The sequence below is a fragment of the Pseudomonas auratipiscis genome, from assembly GCF_036324085.1.
In the GTDB taxonomy this organism is placed as follows: Bacteria; Pseudomonadota; Gammaproteobacteria; order Pseudomonadales; family Pseudomonadaceae; genus Aquipseudomonas; species Aquipseudomonas auratipiscis.
In genome coordinates this window covers 17,518-41,683 of sequence record NZ_JAZDCU010000016.1, presented here as the reverse complement: position 1 = coordinate 41,683, position 24,166 = coordinate 17,518, and the positions used below count along the sequence as shown (strand labels likewise).

The 24,166-nt window shown below is 60.1% G+C and carries 18 protein-coding genes and 1 pseudogene; 12 read left to right on the top strand and 7 right to left on the bottom strand.

Translation table 11 applies throughout. From position 1 onward, the window contains the following. The first annotated feature begins 276 nt into the window (after window positions 1–276). The 3 genes from hydA (at window position 277) to preA (ending at window position 4,463) form a co-directional block, all read left to right on the top strand. On the top strand, window positions 277–1,722 hold the full coding sequence (hydA, locus tag V0R60_RS20250; RefSeq protein ID WP_330080235.1) for a dihydropyrimidinase: 1,446 nt from the start codon (window positions 277–279) through the stop codon (window positions 1,720–1,722). Window positions 1,723–1,821: 99 nt separating this feature from the next. Next, window positions 1,822–3,189 carry an NAD(P)-dependent oxidoreductase gene (locus V0R60_RS20245; protein ID WP_330080236.1) on the top strand — a complete coding sequence of 456 codons (1,368 nt, stop codon included), beginning with the start codon at window positions 1,822–1,824 and terminating at the stop codon, window positions 3,187–3,189. Continuing rightward, window positions 3,186–4,463, top strand: a complete 1,278-nt coding sequence (gene preA, locus V0R60_RS20240) for an NAD-dependent dihydropyrimidine dehydrogenase subunit PreA (RefSeq protein ID WP_178084211.1) — start codon at window positions 3,186–3,188, stop codon at window positions 4,461–4,463. The genes V0R60_RS20245 and preA overlap by 4 nt, the downstream gene beginning before the upstream one ends. 54 nt (window positions 4,464–4,517) lie before the next feature. Here preA and V0R60_RS20235 read toward each other — a convergent pair whose 3' ends face one another. Then, complete coding sequence (locus V0R60_RS20235; protein ID WP_136475588.1) at window positions 4,518–5,147, bottom strand: LysE family translocator; 630 nt, start codon at window positions 5,145–5,147, stop codon at window positions 4,518–4,520. Window positions 5,148–5,289: 142 nt separating this feature from the next. Here V0R60_RS20235 and V0R60_RS20230 point away from each other — a divergent pair, with 142 nt between their 5' ends. Beyond that, window positions 5,290–5,664 carry a DUF2784 domain-containing protein gene (locus V0R60_RS20230; protein ID WP_136478908.1) on the top strand — a complete coding sequence of 125 codons (375 nt, stop codon included), beginning with the start codon at window positions 5,290–5,292 and terminating at the stop codon, window positions 5,662–5,664. A gap of 10 nt (window positions 5,665–5,674) precedes the next feature. On the opposite strand, the gene V0R60_RS20225 is transcribed toward V0R60_RS20230, so the two are convergent. After that, the gene (locus tag V0R60_RS20225; protein ID WP_136475587.1) at window positions 5,675–6,295 is read right to left on the bottom strand and encodes a TetR/AcrR family transcriptional regulator; all 621 of its coding nucleotides are present in this window, start codon (window positions 6,293–6,295) and stop codon (window positions 5,675–5,677) included. Window positions 6,296–6,453: 158 nt separating this feature from the next. On the opposite strand from V0R60_RS20225, the gene dkgB reads away from it, so the two are divergent. Continuing rightward, entirely contained in the window at window positions 6,454–7,257 is an 804-nt protein-coding gene (gene dkgB / locus V0R60_RS20220; RefSeq protein ID WP_136475586.1) for a 2,5-didehydrogluconate reductase DkgB, read from the top strand. On the opposite strand, the gene V0R60_RS20215 is transcribed toward dkgB, so the two are convergent. Next, window positions 7,254–7,496: a DUF2790 domain-containing protein gene (locus tag V0R60_RS20215; protein ID WP_136475585.1), complete on the bottom strand. Its 243-nt coding sequence runs from the start codon at window positions 7,494–7,496 to the stop codon at window positions 7,254–7,256. The two genes, dkgB and V0R60_RS20215, sit on opposite strands and share 4 nt — an antisense overlap. A 165-nt stretch (window positions 7,497–7,661) precedes the next feature. On the opposite strand from V0R60_RS20215, the gene pdxR reads away from it, so the two are divergent. Together pdxR and V0R60_RS20205 are read left to right on the top strand one after the other, a co-directional pair. After that, window positions 7,662–9,092 (top strand): MocR-like pyridoxine biosynthesis transcription factor PdxR, encoded by a 1,431-nt coding sequence (gene pdxR, locus V0R60_RS20210; protein ID WP_136475584.1) that lies wholly within the window; start codon window positions 7,662–7,664, stop codon window positions 9,090–9,092. Window positions 9,093–9,194: 102 nt separating this feature from the next. Beyond that, window positions 9,195–9,632, top strand: a complete 438-nt coding sequence (locus V0R60_RS20205) for a carboxymuconolactone decarboxylase family protein (protein WP_136475583.1) — start codon at window positions 9,195–9,197, stop codon at window positions 9,630–9,632. Between the two features lie 16 nt (window positions 9,633–9,648). On the opposite strand, the gene V0R60_RS20200 is transcribed toward V0R60_RS20205, so the two are convergent. The 3 genes from V0R60_RS20200 to V0R60_RS20190 form a co-directional block, all read right to left on the bottom strand. Further along, window positions 9,649–11,079 (bottom strand): short-chain fatty acid transporter, encoded by a 1,431-nt coding sequence (locus V0R60_RS20200; protein WP_136475582.1) that lies wholly within the window; start codon window positions 11,077–11,079, stop codon window positions 9,649–9,651. Between the two features lie 142 nt (window positions 11,080–11,221). Next, entirely contained in the window at window positions 11,222–11,878 is a 657-nt protein-coding gene (locus V0R60_RS20195) for a CoA transferase subunit B (protein ID WP_136475581.1), read from the bottom strand. A 36-nt stretch (window positions 11,879–11,914) separates the two neighbouring features. Next, the gene (locus tag V0R60_RS20190; protein WP_136475580.1) at window positions 11,915–12,613 is read right to left on the bottom strand and encodes a CoA transferase subunit A; all 699 of its coding nucleotides are present in this window, start codon (window positions 12,611–12,613) and stop codon (window positions 11,915–11,917) included. A gap of 137 nt (window positions 12,614–12,750) precedes the next feature. Here V0R60_RS20190 and V0R60_RS20185 point away from each other — a divergent pair, with 137 nt between their 5' ends. The 5 genes and pseudogenes from V0R60_RS20185 (at window position 12,751) to V0R60_RS27065 (ending at window position 18,315) form a co-directional block, all read left to right on the top strand. After that, window positions 12,751–13,656, top strand: a complete 906-nt coding sequence (locus V0R60_RS20185) for a LysR family transcriptional regulator (protein ID WP_136475579.1) — start codon at window positions 12,751–12,753, stop codon at window positions 13,654–13,656. Further along, window positions 13,644–14,465: an aldo/keto reductase gene (locus V0R60_RS20180; RefSeq protein ID WP_330080237.1), complete on the top strand. Its 822-nt coding sequence runs from the start codon at window positions 13,644–13,646 to the stop codon at window positions 14,463–14,465. The genes V0R60_RS20185 and V0R60_RS20180 overlap by 13 nt, the downstream gene beginning before the upstream one ends. Window positions 14,466–14,764: 299 nt before the next feature. Continuing rightward, entirely contained in the window at window positions 14,765–16,120 is a 1,356-nt protein-coding gene (locus V0R60_RS20175; RefSeq protein ID WP_330080238.1) for an APC family permease, read from the top strand. Between the two features lie 68 nt (window positions 16,121–16,188). Further along, a pseudogene (locus tag V0R60_RS27070) lies at window positions 16,189–17,457 on the top strand (PDC sensor domain-containing protein); the annotation flags it as partial. Window positions 17,458–17,559: 102 nt separating this feature from the next. Then, a complete protein-coding gene (locus V0R60_RS27065) occupies window positions 17,560–18,315 on the top strand; it encodes a methyl-accepting chemotaxis protein (protein WP_408005547.1) in 756 nt (251 codons plus the stop codon). 15 nt (window positions 18,316–18,330) lie between these two features. On the opposite strand, the gene V0R60_RS20165 is transcribed toward V0R60_RS27065, so the two are convergent. Further along, on the bottom strand, window positions 18,331–23,991 hold the full coding sequence (locus V0R60_RS20165; RefSeq protein ID WP_330080240.1) for a CHAT domain-containing protein: 5,661 nt from the start codon (window positions 23,989–23,991) through the stop codon (window positions 18,331–18,333). Window positions 23,992–24,166 lie beyond the last annotated feature (175 nt).

Below are 24,166 nucleotides of genomic sequence, written 5' to 3'. Positions count from 1 at the left end.
GGCAATCACGGGTGCCCATGAGAAATCTTGACCATTTCCACAACCTGTCAAGAACGACAGGACCACTGGTCGTTTTGTTGAGGCATCGAAAATCAAAACAAATCCATAAATATCAATCAGTTATGGCGAATATAGGCTTATAAATTAAATATTTGCCCAATCCTGAAACCGCTACTAGATTCATTTCCTGACAGCAGTGACAGGTTTTGACCTACGCTGCTATGAGTACAAAACCTAGAGCCGGTATCAACCGGTCAAGCCTGCGAGGAGCATCTGATGACGCTTATGATTCGTGGCGCCACCCTGATTACCCATGAGGAAAGTTATCGTGCCGACGTGCTGTGTGCCGACGGTGTGATCAAGGTCATCGGCACCGACCTCGATATCCCCAACGGCTGCGAGATTCTTGACGGTAGCGGCCAGTACCTGATGCCTGGCGGCATCGATCCGCACACTCACATGCAGCTGCCTTTCATGGGCACGGTGGCCAGCGAGGATTTTTACAGCGGCACCGCAGCAGGCCTTGCCGGCGGTACTACCTCGATCATCGACTTCGTCATTCCCAACCCCCAGCAATCATTGCTCGAAGCCTTTCATCAGTGGCGCGGCTGGGCAGAGAAATCTGCTTCGGACTATGGCTTTCACGTGGCCATCACTTGGTGGAGTGACGCAGTGCGCGAGGAAATGGGCGAGTTGGTCAGCCAGCACGGGGTCAACAGCTTCAAGCACTTCATGGCCTACAAAAATGCAATCATGGCGGCCGACGACACCCTGGTTGCCAGCTTCGAACGTTGCCTGGAACTGGGCGCCGTGCCGACTGTACATGCCGAGAACGGTGAGCTGGTCTATCACCTGCAACGCAAACTGCTTGCCCAAGGCATCACCGGCCCCGAAGCCCACCCATTGTCGCGCCCCTCGCAAGTCGAGGGCGAGGCGGCCAGCCGCGCCATTCGCATTGCCGAAACCCTGGGTACTCCGGTCTACCTGGTACACGTGTCGACCCGTGAGGCACTGGATGAGATCAGCTATGCCCGGGCCAAGGGTCAGCAGGTCTACGGCGAAGTGTTGGCCGGGCACTTGCTGCTCGACGACAGCGTTTACCAGCATCCGGACTGGCAGACCGCGGCGGGTTACGTAATGAGCCCGCCCTTCCGCCCGCGCAAGGAAGGCCATCAGCAAGCGCTGTGGGGTGGCCTGCAGTCAGGCAATCTGCACACCACCGCTACCGACCACTGCTGCTTCTGCGCCGAGCAGAAAGCCGCTGGCCGCGACGATTTCAGTCGCATCCCCAATGGTACCGCCGGTATCGAAGATCGGATGGCGGTGCTATGGGACGAAGGTGTGAACAGTGGCCGATTGTCGATGCAGGACTTCGTCGCCCTGACCTCCACCAACACGGCGAAAATATTCAACCTGTTCCCGCGCAAGGGCGCCCTGCGCGTAGGCGCCGATGCCGACCTGGTGCTCTGGGACCCGCAAGGCACTCGAACCATCTCGGCAGCGACCCATCATCAACAGGTCGACTTCAATATTTTTGAAGGCAAGACTGTTCGCGGCATCCCCAGCCACACCATCAGTCAGGGCAAGCTGGTCTGGGCCAACGGTGACCTACGTGCCGAGCGAGGCGCTGGGCGCTACATCGAACGGCCGGCGTATCCGGCGGTATTCGACTTGCTGAGCAAGCGTGCCGAGCATCAGCGACCGATTGCGGTCAAGCGCTGAAGTACTGAGTTCCCTGAACGCCGAGGGCTGTTGGACGCGGATGCATTCGCTCCCACTGTAATCGGCGCACGCAAAAATAAAAAAAAAGAGGAAACCACCGTGATCGAGTCCCTCAACCACCTCCCCCGACCGTCTACCGACAACGCCAGCCTGGCCGAGCACTTCAGTGACCTGGCGCCTGCGCTGAATGCCCGCCAGGCCGCAGTCGAGGCTTCCCGCTGCCTGTACTGCTACGACGCCCCTTGCGTCAATGCGTGCCCAAGCGACATCGACATTCCCTCGTTCATCCGCAACATTCACCAGGAAAACGTCCAGGGCGCAGCAGAAAAGATTCTCTCGGCCAATATCCTCGGCGGCAGTTGCGCCCGGGTCTGCCCGACCGAAATCCTCTGCCAGCAAGCCTGCGTGCGTAATCATCACCAGGAATGCGCCCCCGTATTGATCGGCCTGCTGCAACGCTATGCACTGGACAATGCCGAGTTCAAAGAGCATCCCTTTCAGCGCGCTGCCAGCAGTGGCAAGCGCATCGCCGTGGTCGGCGCCGGGCCTGCCGGTTTGTCTTGCGCACACCGCCTGGCCTGGCACGGCCATGACGTGGTGATATTCGAAGCACGGCCCAAGGCCGGCGGCCTGAATGAGTACGGGATTGCCAAATACAAAGTGGTCGATGACTTCGCCCAGCGCGAGGTGGACTTTGTTCTGCAGATTGGCGGCATCGAGATTCGTCATGGCCACGTGCTGGGCGAAAACCTCAGTCTGGGCGAGTTGCAGCAACAGTTCGATGCGGTATTCCTCGGTCTGGGTCTGGCCGCCAGTCGCCAATTGGGCCTGGCCGATGAAAATGCACCCGGCGTGCTGGCCGCTACCGACTATATCCGGGAGCTGCGCCAGGCCGACGACCTGAGCACCCTGCCCGTCGCTGACCGCTGCATCGTCCTTGGCGCCGGCAACACCGCTATCGACATGGCAGTACAAATGGCCCGCCTTGGTGCCCGTGACGTCAACCTGGTTTACCGCCGCGGCTTTGAGGACATGGGTGCCACCGAGCATGAACAACATATTGCCAAGGAGAACCAGGTACGCCTGCTGACCTGGGCGCAACCCGAGCAGGTGCTGCTCGACGATCAGGGTCGAGTGCGTGGCATGCGCTTCGCCCGCACCCGCTTGAGCGAGGGTCGCCTGCACACTACAGGGGAAACCTTCGAATTGGCTGCCGCTGCCATTTTCAAAGCCATCGGCCAGACGTTCGACGACCACGCCTTGAGCGACAGCAGCGCCCAGGCGTTGGCCCGTGATGGCGAACGCATTCGCGTCGATGAGCACATGCGTACCAACCTGCCAGCTGTTTATGCCGGCGGCGACTGTACCCACCTGGGCCAGGACCTTACTGTTCAGGCGGTGCAACACGGCAAGGTGGCCGCCGAGGCCATCCATGCGCAACTGATGCTCAATGTGGAGGCTGCATAATGGCTGACCTATCGATCGAATTTGCCGGCATCAAGGCGCCCAACCCGTTCTGGCTAGCCTCCGCACCGCCTACCGACAAAGCCTACAACGTGGTCCGTGCCTACCAGGCCGGCTGGGGCGGCGTGGTCTGGAAAACCCTGGGTGAAGACCCGGCGGCGGTCAACGTGTCGTCGCGTTACTCGGCCCACTATGGGGTCAACCGCGAGGTCATGGGCATCAACAACATCGAGCTGATCACCGACCGCTCGCTGGAGATCAACCTGCGGGAAATCACCCAGGTCAAAAAGGACTGGCCTGACCGGGCACTGATCGTGTCGTTGATGGTGCCTTGCGAGGAAGCGTCGTGGAAAGCCATTCTGCCGCTGGTGGAAGCCACCGGCGCCGACGGCATCGAACTGAACTTCGGCTGCCCGCACGGCATGCCTGAACGTGGCATGGGGGCGGCAGTTGGGCAAGTGCCTGAATATGTCGAGCAAGTCACCCGTTGGTGCAAGATGCACTGCTCGCTGCCGGTGATCGTCAAACTTACGCCCAACATCACCGACATCCGTCAGTCTGCCCGCGCAGCCCATCGTGGCGGCGCCGACGCCGTGTCGCTGATCAACACCATCAATTCGATTACCAGTGTCGACCTCGAACGCATGGTCGCCCTGCCCATTGTCGGGGACATGAGCACCCACGGCGGCTACTGCGGCTCGGCGGTCAAACCGATTGCCCTGAACATGGTCGCCGAGATTGCCCGTGACCCGGCGACACGCGGCCTGCCGATCTGTGGCATCGGCGGAATTGGCAGTTGGCGCGATGCGGCCGAGTTCATCGCCCTGGGATGCGGCGCCGTACAAGTCTGCACGGCAGCGATGCTGCACGGCTTTCGCATCGTCGAAGACATGAAAGACGGCCTCTCGCGCTGGATGGACAGTCAAGGCTATCGCAGCCTGCAAGAATTCAGCGGTCGTGCCGTTGGTCACACCACCGACTGGAAGTTCCTGGATATCAACTATCAGGTCATCGCCAAGATCGATCAGGATGCCTGCATTGGCTGCGGCCGCTGTCACATCGCTTGTGAGGATACGTCGCACCAAGCTATCGCCAGCCTGCGCCAAGCCGATGGCAGTCATCGCTACGAGGTGATCGACGCCGAATGCGTGGGCTGCAACCTGTGCCAGATCACCTGCCCGGTCCAGGACTGTATCCAGATGGTGGCGCAGGACACCGGCAAGCCGTTCCTCGACTGGCAACATGACCCGCGCAACCCTTACCGCGAAGCCTCCTGAGGCGGGGGCATGAACAACAAGGGAGGATCAGTGATCCTCCCTTGTTGTTTGAACTCAATGCATGTCACTGCGCCGATACAGGCTCAAGCCTACCGCCAATGCCGCCAGCATTCCGGCGCAACTGCGGTTGATCCACTGCATGGTGCGGGCCGAAAAGCGCCGCATGGCGTGTCGGCCGCCATAGGCATAGACCGCCATCATCACACCGTCCAGGGCTGCACTGGTGATCGCCAGCACCAGGTATTGCTCGGCTACCGGCTGATCCGGGCGGATGAACTGCGGCAGGAAAGCGGAAAAGAACAACAGCCCCTTGGGATTGGACAAACCAACGAACAGCGCCCGCAGGAACGCCGAACGGCCAGTGGCGCCGGCATTCATTGGCACACGCTCAAGCGCATTGCTTGGCGCACGCCATAGCACCCAGGCCAAGTACAGCAAGTACACGGCGCCGACCCATTTGACCAGGCTGAACAACTGTTCCGATGTTTGCAGCAGCGCCCCGAGGCCGCAGCCAACGGCAGCGATCAGGATCAAGTCGGAAAGCATTGCCCCGGCCATGCCGAAGCCAGCCACGCGCATGCCATGGCTGGCACCATTATTGAGCGCCAGGAGCATGGCCGGACCCGGGGTAATCATCACCGCACTGGCGGCAACGACGTAGAGCAACAGTGTGGAAGCGTCCATGGCGGTTTTCGCAGGCAGAAAAACGCCAGAATGCCTGTTCGATACGGTCAGGACAATACCTGTTATCGGCCCGCACCAGACTTCGACACTTTGCCTTTATCATGGGGTGAACAAGGAAAATCAACCCAAGGAAGTGATTGTCATGCTGTACCGCCTGAGCGCCGATGGTCTGGTGCTGTTTCACCTGTCGTTCATTTTGTTCGTGCTGTTCGGCGGCTTGCTGGCGCTCAAATGGCGCGGTGTGCTGTGGTGGCACTTACCCGCCGTGTGCTGGGGCATCGCCGTGGAGTTTTTGCACCTGTACTGCCCGCTGACCGACTGGGAAAACCATCTGCGTCAGGCCGCTGGCCAGGCTGGCTATGAAGGCGGGTTCGTCGAGCATTATATCCTGCCGGTCATTTACCCCGCCGGGCTAACGCCCGGCATTCAGGTCTTGCTGGGCTCGGTGGTGGTGCTGGTCAATGCCGTGGTCTACGTGCTGGTCATTCGTCGCTGGCCACGCCGCCAACTGACGTAGCCACTGCGACTTACGGTTCCAGCCCGATGCCGCGCAAAATAACGCTGGTGACCGTCTGCACCGCCCGCTCGAACTGCAGTTCAGTCAGTGGCTGGTGGTCATTGAGCAAACCAACCTGGTGACTGAAGTCGGCATAGTGCTGGGTCGAAGCCCAGATCATGTACAACAGCCCCGACGGCTCCACCGCGATGATGCGACCGTCGTCGATCCACTGACGAATCTTCGCCTCTTTCATCTTCGCCCAGTCATACAGCGGATCGTCCAGCGCCGCGCCCAGGTTGGGCGCGCCGTGGATGATTTCGTTGGCCCAGACCTTGGAGCCAAAAGGACGGGTGCGCGAATGGTTCATTTTTGCGCGAATGTAGCTGCTGAGCACGATGCGTGGGTCGTCATAGAGTTCGAAGCACAGTGCATCCTGCTTCCACACTTCCAGCAGGCCGAACAGCACGGCCTGATACAACTCGGCCTTGGTGCTGAAGTAATAGTGCACATTGCTGCGCGGCAACTGCGCCGCTTCGGCGATATCGGCCATGGCGGTGCCTGCGAAGCCTTTTTCGGCAAAGACCTGCTCGGCTGCCAGAAGGATGTTGTCGACATTGCGTTGGCGAATGCTGAGCTTGTGCCGGGTCATGACCAGATCCATTGCGACTGACACTGCAAGGCTAACATCAGTACTGCAGATTCGTGCGTCACCGGCAAAAAAGTTGTGTCGACGCAGGGATTTTTCTCGTGGTCGGCAGTCGCAATACTGCACACCTCTTATCACCAGCCCTCCCCAGGAGCCCTTTCATGTCCATTCCTCTTCTTGGCCTCGGTACGTTCCGTCTCAAGGACCAGGTCGTTATCGACTCGGTCACCCAGGCGCTGGAGCTCGGCTATCGAGCGATCGACACTGCCCAGATCTACGGCAACGAAGCTGAAGTCGGCACCGCCATCGCTGCCAGCGGCGTAGCGCGTGAACAACTGTTCCTGACCAGTAAGATCTGGATCGACAACCTCAGCGCCGACAAGCTGATTCCGAGCCTTAAGGAAAGCCTACAGAAGCTCAAGACCGATTATCTGGACCTGACCCTGATTCACTGGCCTTCCCCCAAGGGCGCCGTGGCGGTCAGTGAGTTCATGAGCGCGTTGGCCGAGGCCAAAGCCCAGGGCCTGACCCGCCAGATCGGCGTTTCCAACTTCACCATCGACCTACTGCGCCAAGCCATTGAGGTGGTCGGTAAAGACGCCATCGCCACCAACCAGATTGAACTGCACCCTTATCTGCAAAACCGCAAACTGGTCGAGTTCATGGCAAGCCAGGGCATCGCTGTGACCTCGTACATGACCCTGGGCTATGGCAAAGTCCTGCAAGACCCGGTCATCCAGGCTATTGCCAGCCAACACCAAGCCACCCCGGCGCAAGTCACCCTGGCCTGGGCCATGCAGTTGGGCTATGCGGTAATCCCGTCCTCGACCCGTCGCGAGAACTTGGCGAGCAATCTCAAGGCGGCCGAGCTTAAGCTCAGCAGCGATGAAATGGCGCAAATCGCCGCCCTCGACAGCGGCCTGCGCCTGACCAATCCTGAAAGTCTGGCGCCTGCCTGGGACTAATCGTGATCGCTACAGGCCTGCGCCAGCTTCAGGTAGCGCAAGGTGTGTTGCTGGCCGGCGGAGTCGAGATAGACCATGCTGGCCTGCACCACATCGCAGAGCTCGGAGACCGGCTCGCTCATGCTCACTACTCGGGCGATATCCAGTGGCATCCCGTACTGGTAGACAGCAGTTGATTCAGTAGCCTGGGCGCTGGCAGTAAGCACCAGGGCAAGGCACAACAGAGTTCGCAGGTACATGGCGACGCTCCTGTAGGACAAGAGGTTCGCCGACACGTCGGAGAACCCCGACCTTTAAAGTGTGGCGCGCCCACGCCCAAACGTCGCGCCAGGGGATCAACGGCAAAGGCTGGGCAGATCGGCTAATCTGCACGCCTGACAATTGCCTGCGAAACTGCCCCCACCATGGAACTCCATATCAGCCTGCACGGCAGCAAAGGCTTGGCCGAGCAGCTCTACCAGCAACTGCGCGAAGGTATCGACAGTGGGCGCCTGGCGGCAGGCACGCAGTTACCGCCGACGCGGCTGCTTGCCGAGCAATTGGGGGTGTCGCGCAAGACCGTGGCCGACGCCTATTCGCGCCTTACCTATGACAACCTGCTCAGCGGCAAGGTTGGCAAGGGCACTTTCATTACCCCCAGCGCACCGCGTTTACCCCCAGCGCCCGCAGCCCTGCCCCTGGCCAGCGCCGCAACGTTGGAAAAATGGCGCTCACGCGCCCACCTGCTGGCAGACCTTGCGCCCAGCGCTTCGCGTTACGACTTCATCGGTGGGGCGTCGAGCAAGGCGCAGTTTCCATTCGATGACTGGCGCCGCTGCAACCAGTACGCGCTACGCCAGATACGCCGCGGCAGTGCGCGCTATGCCGCCCATCAAGGCTTGCCGGAACTGCGTGAAGCCATCGCCCGACACATCGCCTTTGCGCGCGGTGTGCGTTGCGACAGCGCCGATGTGTTGGTTTGCAACGGCGCCCAGCAAGCGCTGGATCTGATTGCTCGGATACTCATCGAACCGGGTTGCAAGGTGGCCATGGAAGATCCCGGCTACACCCCGGCACGCCAGTTGTTCCTATCCCAGGGCGCGCGACTGCAGTATGTGCCAGTAGACGAACAAGGTCTGTGCGTCGAGCACATCGAAGAAGGCACGCGGCTGATTTATGTCACACCCTCGCATCAGTTTCCATTGGGTATGCCCATGAGCCTGGCACGTCGCCAAGCCTTGCTGGAGCGCGCGGCGGCACTGGGCGCAATCATTATCGAGGACGACTACGACAGTGAGTTCCGCTACGAGGGGCGCCCCACTGACGCCCTGCAGAGCATGGACCGGCACGGTTTGGTGGCGTACGTCGGGACCTTCTCGAAAACCTTGTTGCCCGAGCTGCGCCTGGGCTACACCATCGTTCCGCAGGCCCTGCGCGAAGCCATCTGCACCGCCAAGCAATTGACCGACTGGCACACCCCGACCTTAAGCCAGTGGGCCCTGGCCAGTTTTATCAACGAAGGCTCGCTGCTCAAACACATCCGCCGCGTACATGAGGTGTATACCGCCCGCCGCCAGCGAATCCTGCATCGCCTGCACGGCGATCTGGCACCTTGGTTCGAGGTGATACCGGCCACCGCTGGCTATCATTTAAGCGCCCTGGCCAAGCATGACCTGGACGTGGACTTTTTGATCAATATGGCGCGCAAGGTCGACGTTGGCCTGTACTCATTGGCGCCCTTTCATGTTCAGGCGCCGGTGCGTCCGGGCCTGCTGTTGGGTTTCGGTGCCATTGAACTGCTGGACATCGACCCGGCACTGGACCGGGTGCGTGACACCCTGCAGGCAATCGGCTGATTGGCCTCCTGAGATTGGCAGTGATTGGCTATTCGAGCAGCGCCGCCTCAGGGTTAAGGTAACGTCATCGCCGCCTGATGCGGACCTTAACGGAGAGAACCAGTGAGCAATCGTATCGAGTGGGCCAAACATTCACCTGAAGCCTACAAAGCCATGGTCGGCCTGGAAATGGCCCTGGGCAAGTCCGGCCTGGAAACCTCACTGCTGGAACTGATTCGCCTGCGTGCCTCGCAGATCAATGGCTGCGCCTACTGCGTCAACATGCATGCCAATGATGCACGCAAGGCTGGAGAAACCGAGGCGCGCCTGCAAACCCTCAGCGTGTGGGAAGAAACCGCTTACTTCACCCCGCGCGAACGTGCCGCCCTGGCCTGGACCGAAAGCCTGACCCACCTGCCCGAGCTGCGCGCACCCGAGCAGCAGTACCATGCCTTGCTCGAACACTTCAGCGAAGCCGAAGTGGCCAACCTGACCTTGGCCATCGCCACCATCAACGCCTGGAACCGCTTCGGCGTCGGCTTTGCAATGATTCCAGGCTGACGGCCAGCGACTGCGATTAGCCAGCCGGGGTCGGCATCACCGGTGGTGTGTACTGCAAAGTCGTGCCCAGGAACCATAACAGGAACAGTACCAATGGTACGTGCACCAGCAACTGCACGAACGAGAAGCCGATCAGATCGCGCGCCTTCAGGCCCAGTACGCCGAGCAGCGGCAGCATGTAAAACGGGTTGATCAAGTTCGGCAGCGCTTCAGCGGCGTTGTAGATCTGCACCGCCCAGCCCAGGTGGTATTGCAAGTCGTTGGCCACGAGCATCACGTACGGCGCTTCGATGATCCATTTGCCGCCACCGGACGGAATGAAGAAGCCCAGTACCGCCGAATACACGCCCATCAACACCGCGTAGGTGTCGTGAGAGGCGATTTGCACGAAGAAGGTCGAGATGTGGTGGGCCAAGGTTTGCGCATCAACGCCCTGAACTTGGGTGAGGATCGCCGCAATCGAGCCATACAGCGGAAATTGGATCAATACTCCGGTGGTGGTCGGTACCGCGCGGGTCACTGCATCGAGGAAGCTGCGTGGGCGCCAGTGCAGCAAGGCACCCAGCATGATGAACAACAGGTTGTAGGTGTTCAGCCCGGAGATGGCGGTTATCGCAGGCTTGGTGCTGAATTCGTTGTACAGCCACCCGGCCGCCAGCGCCACCAATAGCAGAATCAGAATCGGGCTGTACTCCAACCATTCACCCGGGCGGGTACGCTCAGGCGTGGGTGGCGCCGAAAAACTTGGATCAACGCCACAGTCTTCAGCGCTACGAGCGCTGGTCGGCCCTGGCGCCGTGGCATACGCCACCACCAGTGAAACCACCACCAGCGCCGCCAGCATCACACCCGACTGCCAGAGGAAAATGGTTTCGGTGAACGGGATCACCCCGGTGATTGCCAGGATCGAGGGCGGCAGGCTGGCCGGGTTGGCCTGCAACTGCGCTGCCGAAGAGGAAAGCCCCAGCGCCCACACCGCCCCTAAACCCAGGTAGGCGGCAGCACCGGCAGCACGGTAGTCCATGCGCAAGTCGGCACGACGCGCCAATGCCCGCACCAACAAGCCACCAAACACCAGCGACAGGCCCCAGTTGAGCAACGAGGCCAGCATCGAAATCAGCGCCACCCAGCACACTGCCGAGCGGCCGTTTTTCGGGATGCGCGCCAGACGATCGATGAGTTTCACCGCAGGTGGCGAGCTGGCCACCACATAGCCGCCAATCACCACGAAGGCCATTTGCATGGTGAACGGAATCAAGCTCCAGAAACCGTCGCCAAAAGCCTTGGCGGTATCGGTGGGCTTGGCGCCCATTGCCAGGGCGGCGACAGAAACCAGTACCACTGCCAGGGCGGCGAACACCCAGGAATCAGGGAACCAGCGTTCAGCCCAGTTTGAACAGCGCAAGGCAAAGCGCGCAGAGCGGCTGTCTTGAATATCAGCGGCCACAGGGTATTCCTTTTGTTGGTTTTATCAGAACGACTGAAGGCCCTATCGCCGACAAGGCCGACTCCGACAGAGGAATGCGTGGTTCGTCTGTCGGAGCCGGCCTTGCCGGCGATAGAGCCTGCAAAAACAGTGAAACGTCAGGTCAGAACGTCATCTCTTTCACATCATCCGGCACGATCAACTTGCCGGCGGTTTTCTCGATGATTTCTTCAACCGTCACCCCAGGAGCGGTCTCGCGCAGGATGAACGCGCCGTTTTCGATTTCCAGGTAGGCAAGGTCAGTCAGTACCTTGCGGATGCAGCCCGCACCGGTCAGCGGCAAGCTGCAACGGGGTAGCAGCTTGGATTCGCCGTCCTTGGAAGCGTGAGTCATGGTGACGATGATGTTGTCGGCACCGGCCACCAGGTCCATGGCGCCGCCCATGCCCTTGACCAGCTTGCCGGGGATCATCCAGGAGGCGATGTTGCCTTCCACATCTACCTCGAAAGCGCCCAGCACGGTGAGGTCGACATGACCGCCGCGGATCATGGCGAAGGATTCGGCAGAATTGAAAATCGATGCTCCGACACGCGCAGTCACGGTCTGTTTGCCGGCGTTGATCATGTCGGCATCAAGCTGCGCTTCGGTCGGGAATTCGCCCATGCCCAGCAGGCCGTTTTCCGATTGCAGCATTACATCCATGTCCGCTGGGACGTAGTTGGCCACCAGGGTCGGGATGCCGATGCCAAGGTTGACGTAGAAGCCGTCCTGGAGTTCGCGGGCGACGCGCTGGGCCATTTGTTCGCGGGTAAGTGCCATGGTCAGTATCTCTTTGTTGTTCTGTTCGGGGACGGTTCAGGCTTTGAGGGTGCGTTTTTCGATACGCTTCTCGAAGGTGCCGACAATCACCCGGTCGACATAGATACCCGGGGTATGAATTTCAGTTGGCAGCAATACACCCGGCTCGACGATCTCCTCGACCTCGACCACGGTGATCTTGCCGGCAGTAGCGGCCAGCGGGTTGAAGTTCTGCGCGGTATTGCGGTACACCACGTTGCCGTAGTGATCGGCCTTCCAGCCTTTGACGATGGCGAAGTCGCCAGTAATGGCTTCTTCAAGGATGTATTTGCGGCCGTTGAACTCGCGCACTTCCTTGCCTTCGGCAACGGGCGTGCCGTAGCCGGTAGCGGTGAAGAACGCCGGAATGCCGGCGCCGCCTGCGCGCATTTTTTCCGCCAGGGTGCCTTGCGGCGTCAACTCTACATCCAGCTCGCCGCTGAGCAGTTGGCGCTCGAATTCGGCGTTTTCGCCCACATACGAAGCAACCATCTTGCGAATCTGATGGTCTTCAAGCAGTACGCCCAGGCCAAAGCCATCGACGCCGCAGTTGTTCGAGACCACGGTCAGACCCTTGACGCCACGACGCTTGATTTCGTTGATGAGGTTTTCCGGGATCCCGCACAGACCAAAACCACCAGCCAGTACGGTCATGTTGTCGGTCAGGCCTTCAAGAGCCTGTTCATAGGTTGCTACGCGCTTGTCCAGTCCGGCCATGCTGATCCGCCTTTTGTAGTTGTTTAACCGACGGGGGTGTCGGCGAGCGTTTGTCCCATCTTCACCCCAACGAACTTATTTGTTAATTTTGTTTTTATGTTTGTTTGATTAATTTTTCAAAAGAATAGACCACAGCAATGAACGTCAAGCAGCTGCGCGCCTTTGTCACCGTCGCCAAATACCAGAGCTTTGCCCAGGCCGGCGAGCATCTGCACCTGTCGCAACCGGCCTTGAGCCTGACCATCAAGGCCCTGGAAGACAACCTCGGCGGCGCCCTGTTCAGCCGTACTACCCGCAGCGTCAGCCTGACGCCGGAGGGTGACGTGCTGCTACCTCTGGCGCGGCAGTTACTCGCCGATTGGGACAATACCGAAGAACTGCTACGCCAGCGTTTCACCCTGCAATTGGGCCGTGTATCGATCGCCGCCATGCCGGCGTTTGCGGGCAACTTGTTGCCTGCGGTGCTGAAGGTATTCCGCCAACGTTATCCTCGGGTCAATGTCACAGTGCATGACGTCATCAACGAACAGGTGCTGGAACTGGTACGCCATCGTCGTGTCGAACTGGGCATCGGCATTGAACCGGAGTCTAGCGCACCCCTGCTGTTCAAGCCGTTGTACCTGGACCGTTTTGTCGCGGTGGTACCCACCGAATCCCCCCTGGCCCAGCAAGCGCAGGTGAGTTGGCGCGAACTGCTGGCCGAAGATTTCATTGCCCTACAACGACCGTCGGCAGTGCGACTGCTGCTCGAACAACACCTGGCTGCCGAGCATGGCAAGCTGGCGGTGGCCTTCGAGAGTCATCAGCTTTCGACCATCGGCCGCATGGTTGCCAATGGTCTGGGCGTGAGCGCAGTGCCGGCCTTGTGCATCGGCCAGATGCAAGAGCTTGGCGCCCGTTGTGTGCCGCTGGTCGAGCCAATCATCGAGCGACGCATTGGCGTCTCCCTGCTCGCCGACCATAAACTCTCGGCAGCAGCCCAGGCGCTGCTGGATGTACTACAGGAACAAACCCGTCCCCAGGAGGTGAAATGCGCACAGTGAAGCTTGCCGGCAAAGACGTTCCAGCCATCGGCCAAGGTACCTGGTACATGGGTGAAGACCCGCACCAGCGCAGCCGCGAAGTGGCGGCGCTGCAGCATGGTATCGACCTGGGCCTGACGCTGATCGACAGCGCCGAAATGTATGCCGAAGGCGGCGCGGAGGAAGTCGTCGGCCAGGCCATTGCCGGGCGCCGCGACAAGGTGTTCGTGGTCAGCAAAGTGTACCCGCACAACGCCAGCCGCAACGGCGTTCCGGCGGCCTGCGAGCGCAGCCTGAAGCGCCTGGGCACCGATTTTATCGATCTTTATCTGCTGCACTGGCGCGGCCAGTACCCGCTGGAAGAAACCGTAGAAGCGTTCGAGCGGCTGCGGGAGGCGGGCAAGATTGGTCGTTGGGGGGTGTCGAACTTCGATGTTGACGACCTGCGCGAGCTGGGCAGTTCGGACTGCGCGGTCAACCAGGTGCTCTACAACCCCAGTCAGCGCGGTATCGAGTTCGACTTGCTGCCCTGGAGCCAAAAGCGTCAGATGCCGACCATGGCCTACTGCCCTTTGGCCCAGGCCGGGCGTTTGCTCAAGCACCCTACCCTGATCGATATTGCCGAGCGCCACGGTGCTACGCCAGCACAGGTGAGTCTGGCCTGGGTTACGCGCCAGGCGGGCGTTATCGCCATTCCCAAGGCAGTGGAGCCTGAGCATGTACGCCTGAATGCGGCGGCGGCCAGCCTGAACCTGAGCAGTGAAGACCTGCGTGCCATCGATCGGGCCTTTCCTGCGCCAACGCGCAAGCAGCACCTGGCGATGGTTTGAAGCAGTAAAGCGCATCTCCCTGACTTGAGGCGACCCTGAGTCGCCTTGGGCAGAAAACCGATAATAATCGGTATCACTACGGCTGAAGTGTCGAATTTAATCGACAACAGAAACTACCGGCCGCCAGGCCAAAATCCGCGCAATAGAGCCATTCCCCCACATTTCTCGGCAAAAAACCGATCACATCGATACACATTTTGTCAGAATTTAATTGACACACCTCTCCCACACTTCTTATTTTCCCCCTCGCCTCACCACTCAAAAATAATTCAAACAAATACGGGCAAGCGCCATCCATCATGCCAGTCTCTTCGTCTGCACCTTCGCCTGACACCCAATTCAAAAAGACCTTGAAACTCTGGCAGGTGGTCATCATTGGCCTGGCCTACATCGCCCCGATGACCGTTTTCGACACCTTCGGCATTGTTTCCGGGATCACCGATGGACACGTCCCCAGCGCCTACGTGCTGGCCCTGCTCGGCATCCTCTTCACTGCCGTAAGCTACGGCGTACTGGTGCGTCGCTTTCCCGAAGCCGGTTCGGCCTATACCTACACACGCCGCGCCATCAATCCTCATGTCGGCTTTCTGGTGGGCTGGTCGTCATTGCTCGACTATCTGCTGCTGCCCATGGTCAACGCCCTGCTGGCCAAACTCTACTTGTCGGTGATGTTCCCGGAAGTACCGGCCTGGGCCTGGGTCGTGGGTTTTGTGACGATCATGAGCCTGATCAACATCCGCAGTATCAACCTGGTAGCCAACTTCAACACCCTGTTCGTGGCCATCCAGGCCGTCATCATCGGCGTATTCATCTACCTGACCGTGCGCGGTCTGCACAGTGGCGAAGGGTTAGGCACTACCTGGAGCCTGTTGCCGTTTGCCGCTGAGGACACCCATTTCAATGCACTGGTCGCTGGCGCCACCATCCTGTGCTTCTCATTCCTGGGCTTCGACGCGGTCACCACGCTGTCCGAAGAAACCGAGAACGCCGAAAAGGTCATTCCGCGCGCTATTTTCCTGATTGCGCTGATCGGCGGCTTGGTGTTCATCATCGTCTCGTTTTACATCCAGTCGTTTTTCCCAACCATGGACCGCTTCCAGGATCACGAGGCCGCCTTGCCGGAAATCGCCCTGTATGTCGGCGGCAAGCTGTTCCAGTCGATCTTCATTTGCTGTACGTTCATCAACACCCTGGCTTCAGGCCTGGCCTCACAAGCCAGCGTATCGCGCCTGCTGTATGTGATGGGTCGCGACAATGTCATCCCCCGACGCTACTTCGGTCGCCTGCATGACAAGTGGAAAACCCCGGTCATCAACATTGCCATCGTCGGCTTCATTTCTCTGTCGGCGATATTCTTCGACCTGGTGACCGCGACTTCGGTGATCAACTTTGGCGCGTTGGTAGCCTTCAGTTTCGTCAACCTCTCGGTGATCGTACACTGCTACCTGCGTGAAGGCTGCAACAAGACCCTGGGCGACAAATTCAAGTATCTGGTGGTGCCGACCATTGGCTTTTGCATCATTGCCATCCTCTGGCTGGACCTGGATGAGCACTCGCTATTGTTTGGCGGGGTCTGGGCTGCGCTGGGGGTGCTGTACCTGGCCTACCTGACCAAAGCCTTCAAGGTTGCGCCGCCCAGCTTCATTGCCGAATAACAAGAAATGGCCCGTCGACATCGACGGGCTTTTGCCGTTTAACGACCTGCCACTTCAAGGATGTCAACATGCTGCTGCGCCGCCTGCTCATTCAATGGAAGATCACCCTGCTCGCCGGCCTCTGCCTGCTGGCCATCGTGGTGTTGCTGATGGGGGCGGCTCTATTTCAATCCAGCCGTAGCGCTGCACTGGTCAATAGCGCCAATACCCAGATCCTCGATGAGAACGCCCGCCTGCGCATGCACACCTATGCCCAGTTGCAGGCCGCGCATATCCAGCGCTACTTCAAGGATACCTACCTGTATGGCAACGGCGTCTCGCACCTGATGATGGTGCTCAAGGCTCAGGGGCTCGACAACCTGCGCCAGGCGTTGACCCAGCAGGCGAAAACCGCGCTGGCGGCCAATCCCGAGCTGCTTGGCCTGTACGTCGTGTTCCTGCCCAATGCCCTGGATGGCAACGATGGCGCCTTCGTTGACCAAGCCGAGGTCGGCAGCAACGAGCGCGGCCGTTTTTCCCTGTACTGGTCACAGCCGCAGCCCGGCGAACTGACGTCAGAGGCAATGCCTGAAGAGATGCTCGCCGACACCAGCCTTGGCGCCAACGGTTTTGCCTACAACCGCTGGCTGACATGCCCACTGGAAACGGGTGAAGCCTGTGTGATCGACCCCTATTTCGATACCGTTGGCGATCGCACGCCACTGATGACCAGCATTGCCATTCCGTTCAAGCAAGACGGCAAGGTCATTGGCGTGATGGGCCTGGACATCAGCCTCGACAGCTTGCAGCAACTGAGCCTCGACGGCCGCCAGGAACTGTTTGACGGCAACGGCCAGGTCAGCATTGTCAGCCCCGCCGGCCTGCTGGCCGGACACAGTCGCGACGGCAGCCAGTTGAGCAAGGAAATCGACCAGGTATTCGGCCAGCAAGCCAGTACCCTGGCCGCCCAGATGCGTGCAGGCAAAGCAGCGGAGTTGAAAGACAACGGCATGCTGCAGGTCAGCCAGCCATTTGCCCCGGTCCCCGGCGCGCAGCCTTGGAGTGTCCTGCTCGAGGTGCCCGAGCAGATCCTCCAGGCCCCCGCGCTGGCGCTCAACACTCGTCTGGATGCCGCCAACAACAGCGCCAACCTCAACAGCCTGCTAATGGCCCTCGCTGCCGCCATCGTGGGCCTGATCGTGATCTGGATGACCGCCCGAGGTGTAACCCGGCCGATTCTTAACGTTGCCGCCATGCTCAAGGATATTGCCAGCGGTGAAGGCGACCTCACCCGCCGTCTGAACTACCCGCGCCAGGACGAGCTGGGCGAATTGGTCGGTTGGTTCAATCGCTTTCTCGACAAGCTGCAACCGGTAATCGCCGACGTCAAAGCCTCGGTGCAGGATGCTCGCAGCACCGCCGACCAGTCGGCAGCCATCGCCAGCCAGACCAGCGCCGGCATGCAGCAGCAATACCGTGAAGTCGATCAGGTGGCCACCGCCTCACAGGAAATGAGCGCCACCGCCCAGGACGTTGCACGCAACGCAGCTCAAGCTGCCGAAGCGGCCCGCGGCGCCGACGTGGCTACTCGCGAAGGCCTGGAGCTGATCCGCACCACCACCCATGCCATCGAGCAGCTTGCCTGTGAAATGAACGCCGGCATGGAAGAGGTGCAGCAACTTGCCGACCGCAGCGAACAGATTGGTTCGGTGCTTGAAGTGATTCGCGCCATTGCCGACCAGACCAACCTGCTGGCCCTTAACGCTGCCATTGAAGCCGCGCGCGCTGGCGAAGCCGGCCGTGGTTTTGCCGTGGTTGCCGATGAAGTGCGCAACCTGGCGCGCCGCACCCAGGACTCGGTGGATGAAATTCGTCTGGTAATCGAGGGACTGCAACAAGGTACTCGCGAAGTAGTCGGATCGATGCACAGCAGCCACCGCCAGGCCCAGGGCAGCGTGAGCCAGGCCGAACAGGCCGTGCCGGCGTTGCAGCGGATCAGCGATGCGGTGGCGGTGATTACTGATATGAACCTGCAGATAGCGTCTGCCGCCGAGGAGCAGAGCGCCGTGGCTGAGGAAGTGAATCGCAACGTTGCCAGCATTCGTGACGTAACCGAGTCGCTCTCCGGGCAAGCCGAGGAATCGGCACAAATTAGCCAGGCGCTGAACCGCCTGGCCAATCACCAGCAGGGCCTGATGGCGACGTTCAAGGTGTAGCCATCAGCCGTGCGATTATCCGCGCCGGGTCTTCAGGACCCTGGCGATGTTTTCGAGCACTTTGGCTTCGGGTGCTTTCCCCGACCAGGCCAGCCAATTGGCGATCATCTGCAACTGCCGTACCACCGACTCGAACTGCCGCTCCGATATGCGCTGGCCCGCCAGCGCATCATCGTAGCTGTCGTTGAGCTCGCGCTCGGTGCAAGCCTTAGCGCCAGCCGCATTCACCTCTCGGGTCACCCCTATCAGCCAGCGGGTAAGCAGTACATCGGCCTTCATCACTGCATCGAAAACACCGAAAGACTGCTTGTAACGCGCCTGAGCTTCGGTTTCACAGCGTTCAAGATCTTCTATCGACAGCTTTTTCGAAAGGCACATAACCTCCAGCTGGACCCGGTTGAGCATCGCGTAAGGATTCCAGTCAGGTGAGTCTCTATCCTCCCCTGCCGCATAAGCCATCTTTGCTGCCAAAAGGCTTCGACTGATGCGTCCATCCAATTCTTCATTGCGTGACTGGGTAACGCTTTCCAGTAGCGCTATATGCGCTTGACGCTTGAGGCCGCGCCCGCGCATGACTTGTCGGCGAGCAATCGATTCACCCGGCACATCCTCGCACATATCACTCAACTGATCGGCACGATTGATGGCGGCCATGATCAACCTTGCCGCTTCCTTGAAATCAGCAACAGCAGTGCCGTCGACTGGATCGGCGACGAGGTACGCCTGACGAATCTCTACATCAATCAGCTTCTCCACCGCGGTCATTGGTACACAACCACGACCATTGAAGCGCGCCAACGCCTGCAACAGCGCTTTGCGTGAAGCCGCCAACGCCTCGGGGTCATCCCATTCGCTGTACAGCAGACCCAGGCCGTACTGAACCTCGGCCTGATTGATCCAACTGTCCGGCAGGCCCTCCAGGCGTCTGCGCACCTGCTCCTGAAGCTGGTCGAATCCGGTTGCCGTCGCTGCGGCATTGGTGTTGGCCGCCGACAAGCGCTGGCCTTCCAGCCAATCGAGCAGTTCTGGAGTGCCCCGCAAGCAGGTGTTGTTGCTATCGCCGGGAGGCAGCAACCTGAGCTGGAACAGTGGGTCGCCATAGGCTTGGTAGGCGCCCCAGGTATTGCAGGCGGGAAACTGCTCGAGGGTGTCCAGCCGTGCACAACTGATCGCCTCGGCAAAGTGATCGCCGTGAATGGCCAAGCGCGTGAAGAAGGTCTCTGAAAAACAGCACGCCGCACTGTCATCGACCTCCCAGCCCGCCGCGACCACACAGCGCACGCCCATGTTGATCAGCTCCTGGGCCAGACTTGCGGCCAGGCGGTTACCACCCGCTTCACCGACCGTGATCTTGCCCAGGTGACAGCAACTGAGGAACACCAGGTCTGGCACAGTTTCCATCCGATCGATTTCGGCAGCGGTCAGCAGCAAACCATCCGACAACACCACCCCGCTACGCAGTTGGCCGTTGCTGTCCTTGCTGCGGTAAACGCCATGGGCGCAAATCACCAGGACTCGATAAGGCCTGGCAAACAGTTGGTCGAACACGTCCACGGCACTGGCACCACCGGGCAGGCTCCAGGTGGTATAGCCCGCACCGTCCAGCACCTGGCCCACCGTCAGGCTTTCACGCAGGGCACCGGGCAAGTCAGCCAGACGTTCCGGCCAAGGCCCGTCGCCTTTGGGCCTGAACTGCTTGAAGTAGCCCTGGGTATCCGGATTGCCGATAACACAGGCGTTCATCAGGTCGGTACGTATCACCTCGCGGCGATAACGCTGGGTGATGAACTGGCGCACCAGACGCGTGCGCGAAATCATCGGCACACCGTCGGTCTCGAGCATTTCCCATGGCAAATTGGCGCTGCTGTCGTCGAGCACCAGAATCAGATTGTCCGACTTGCGCACCGCGCTCTTGAAGCCTAATGGCAACATCAATTGGAACAGACTGTTACCAAAGAATGCCGCCGAGTCGTAGCGGGTGCTGTTCGGCCCGCGCAAGGCGCTGTCGACCATCTTTTCCAGCAAGCCCGGTTGACGCTGGTCGACGACCGCCTCGACGCGCGCACGTTGCCCCATGTACAGGTAGTTGAAGCGTTGCGCCGGCCGGTCGAAGCGGGCTTCAGCCCTGTTCGCCGGTTGCCCCGGGCTGTCGGCGCTGCTGACCTGCAAGCGTGGCCAGTAGTCACCCGGAGGGGTAACGCTCAGGCGCGGCCTTGCACCGTCACCGAACTGCACGGCCTGGGCCACCTCCAGCCGACTGTTCAAGCGCTGCAGTTCGCCCGCCAGCTCACTGTCCAGGTTGGCTACGGCGTAACTGGCACAGATAGCGGCATCGACAAACATCTCGACAATGTCCAGGCGCGTCACCGCCGCGGCACGGCCTTTGGGGCCGACACAAACCGCGGCGTAGTCACGGTTGGCCTGCAGCACCCCGAGAGTCACCGCGCGGATCGACTCGTCCACAGTCAATTGCGCACTGGAGTTGGTCCCCAGCAGCAAACTGGCAATATGCAACGGCAGCAGGTCATCGGGTCTGTTGGGGTCGTCCAGGCGGGTAACCTGGGCATACTGGTCCACCGCACTGAGCAAGTAACGCAACACGCCACTGCGCACCGCCTGGATCACCACTTCAGCGGTCAGCTCACCCATCTCACCAAGACCGATGATCAACGCGCCCCGCCCCGTCCCACGGCTCACCTCGGCAGCCGTCCGTGGCACCAGCACCACCGTGGTGTTGCCCAACTCGCCAGAGTACAAGCCCAGGCGTTGACGTTGGGTCAGTGCACCGTTGACCAGTGTCTGATCGACGGCCGCTTCGGCACCGGAAATCGGGTCACCGCGGTAATGACCACAGATCAGCGGCACCTGCACACAACTGAGGTTCATCGCCAGAACATTGATTTTCAGCGTGGTCAGCTCGGGTTTTGGCTCCAAGCTGCTGCTGTTGCCGAGCACCTGACTCAGCAACTGGGCATCGGCCGGATAGGCGGGTGGCCCACCTCGAAAGCTGACCAGCGCCGTGCTGCGCTCGGCTGTACGACTACTCGGCAGACGCTTGAGCAGCGCAGGCGTACGCTTGTGCAGCAAGCTTTCGATCTCGGCAAAATAGTGCTTGGTGGATGCCAGCTCACCGTGCACCACGGGCATGTACCAGTAACGATTATCGGGCAGATTGCCCAACTTGCCGGAACGCCAGGTCACGGTGCCGTCGCCTTGCGAAGTGCCGCGCAGCATCAGTTGCTCGCCGCTGATGTCCAAGCCACAGGGAGTGTTCTTGCCCTGGCCAAAGACATAACTGATGCGCTCAGGCGCCAAGTCGATCCAACTGTTATCTGCCAGGCGCTGCCAATGCTCCTGCACTTGCTTGAGCACTGCCGCGCGAGGCCGAGCACCCAACTCTTTGCCGAACCAGAAATCATCGTTGTTCAGGGCCAACTGGCTCCAACTGGCCGCCGCGAAAAAGTCCACCGGACTGTGCCCGCCGATATCGACAAACCCTGGGGCAGGCAACAGATGCAACGCTCCGGGGAAGTCGGCGACGATTTTCAGGATGTCCGCCAAGTTATTCTTAAGGTCCACGCGGGCCAGCATACGAATGGTGTCGGACTGCCCCAGCAAGGTTTCCACCATCGAGTAGGCACCCTGGTTGGGGGTGCCCAGCATGATCACCAGCCCATCGGCATGGGTTATCAGGTCTTTCCATAAATCGGGGTCTTGCCTGAAAGCGGCACGTATCACCAAGCCGCCCATGCTGTGCGCGAGCAGGCGAATGCTGGAAGTGGGATGCTCCTTGAGTTGATCGCGTAACCTGACTGCCAGTTGCGCACCCAGGTCCTCAAGCGGCTGGCGCCAATCGTAGTAGTGGGCAATAACGTTGTGGGCCTTATCCAGATACTTGTACAGATCTCCATACGCCAACCTCATCAGGTCCTTGCTGCTGACCCGCGGCTCATCGATGGCAATGCTGCCCAGCCCCCTCAAGGCAAGCTTGAGGGGATCGAGCCAGAAAATTTCGTCGCCAACGCTCAAGCTGCTACCCATGATCCCCGGTATCAGGAACACAGCAGGCTGACCTTCGACATACACTTTCACCGTTTCGACGGTGTCAGCGCCCCGCGCTGATGAAGGTTCGGCGCCCCGGGTCATCGTCAGCCGATCCAGCAGCCAGTCGCTCAGGCTGCTGGGAAGTGGACGATTTCGAAATTTGACGGTGTCGCGAAAATAATGGAAGTGATTGACCTGCGGCCCTTCGACCGCCATGGCATGCGCCTCGTTGGCATGATCGAACAAGCCGCCATACATGGAGTCGGTGTTGACTACCAGGTCGTTGCGAGCACGATCAAACAACGCCCAATTGACGAACATGTAGCCGATGCGCTGCACAATCCCGCTGGCCGAATCCTCGGTATCGCCGGCAACGATGGCCATTTTCAGCTTCGGCAGTGGCGCAGCTCGCGCCAGCAACATGGCCATGGGTGCCTCTGGCAGCATGGCCTCGATGCCAGGCACCACTTGCGGTTGCATCCGTTTGTCAGCGATCTCCAACACCACCCGTTCCAACAGCTTCAGGCTACGCGAAGCAAGCTGAGCGGTGGCACTGCCGGCGGCAGGTGTAGCCACGGCACCCACCGCCGCACCAATACCCCAGGTGGCAAACTTGCGCACCAGACTCAGCAGGCAGGAGAGAAATACATCGAGATTATCAGAGAGCAAGGCCGTGCCACGGGCAGGAGCAGCCACGCGCACATAATGGGTTATATCGAGCTGCTTGGCCTTGAGCAGGTCTACAAGGCTCTGGAGTTTAGCCCGCTCTGTTTGAGCAAACTCCAGGCGCTGCGCGGTTAACGCCGGATCTTGTTTTTCCCGCTCGACTTCATCGGGACGCGGTTCACGGCGGTAATGCGCGATCCACTGTGGCAAGTCCGGATCATAGGGGTCCATGCACAACAGATCGGCAACCAACCCGCCGCGTGAATGACTGACCAACTGCACCCGTGCCTTCTTCGGCAAATGAACCAGCGCTTGCAGGGCATTGGTAATGGGGCTTTCCGAGAACGTGCGATGCTCAAGACCGACAATCTGGCTGCCGAACTTCAATTGCAGATCCTTCCAGGCTGCCGTTGCCGGCAACTCACCGAAACTGCCCAGCGTGTGCGAGCCCGTGCCATGAATGAACAGCAAGATAGGTTTACCGGCCTGCAGCACCTGGTCGCTTGCAATCAGATCCTGGGGATTCAACAGCCCACCGTTCCAGCGGTAAAGACCGGGCTCACCCGCCAACTGCCGCTCGATGGCTTCCATCAGTGCACTGGCGCCCTTCTGCGCGGCCCAGTCGACAGCCATGTCAGTCGCCCTGCTTTTGAAAATCTCCTTGGCCAGGTCAGTGATGCCATCATCGTCCAGCACCAATTGCCGGACTTGCCGCCAGACCCAATCCGCAGCCCCACGGTTCTTGCCTTGGATGTCTATGAAGCGGGCAAAATCGACCGAACCGTCCCTGTCGACAACATCTGGCCGGGTTCGACGCAACTGCTCGACCAACGCATCGGCGCGAATATAGATGGTCGAGCCGTCATTGGCATCCAGCGCCAGCAAAGCATGGGGATCGTGCAATGTTTCACTGCGCGGCGCCTCACTGGCACGTGCAGCAGGTGCCAACTGCCAGGTTTTCAGCACGCGTATGTTGTCCAGTGTGCTGGTTGATCCAGCATTGATACCGCGACTGGTTGGCGCCGGCAGGGGCGCAGGTGCAATTGCGGCAGTATCGGCAGATGGCTGAAGGGGCAATTTAATCAGGGGGGGCGCGTCAGTTGGCTTCACGATCAATCCCTCTGGATCCACCCCCTCACTA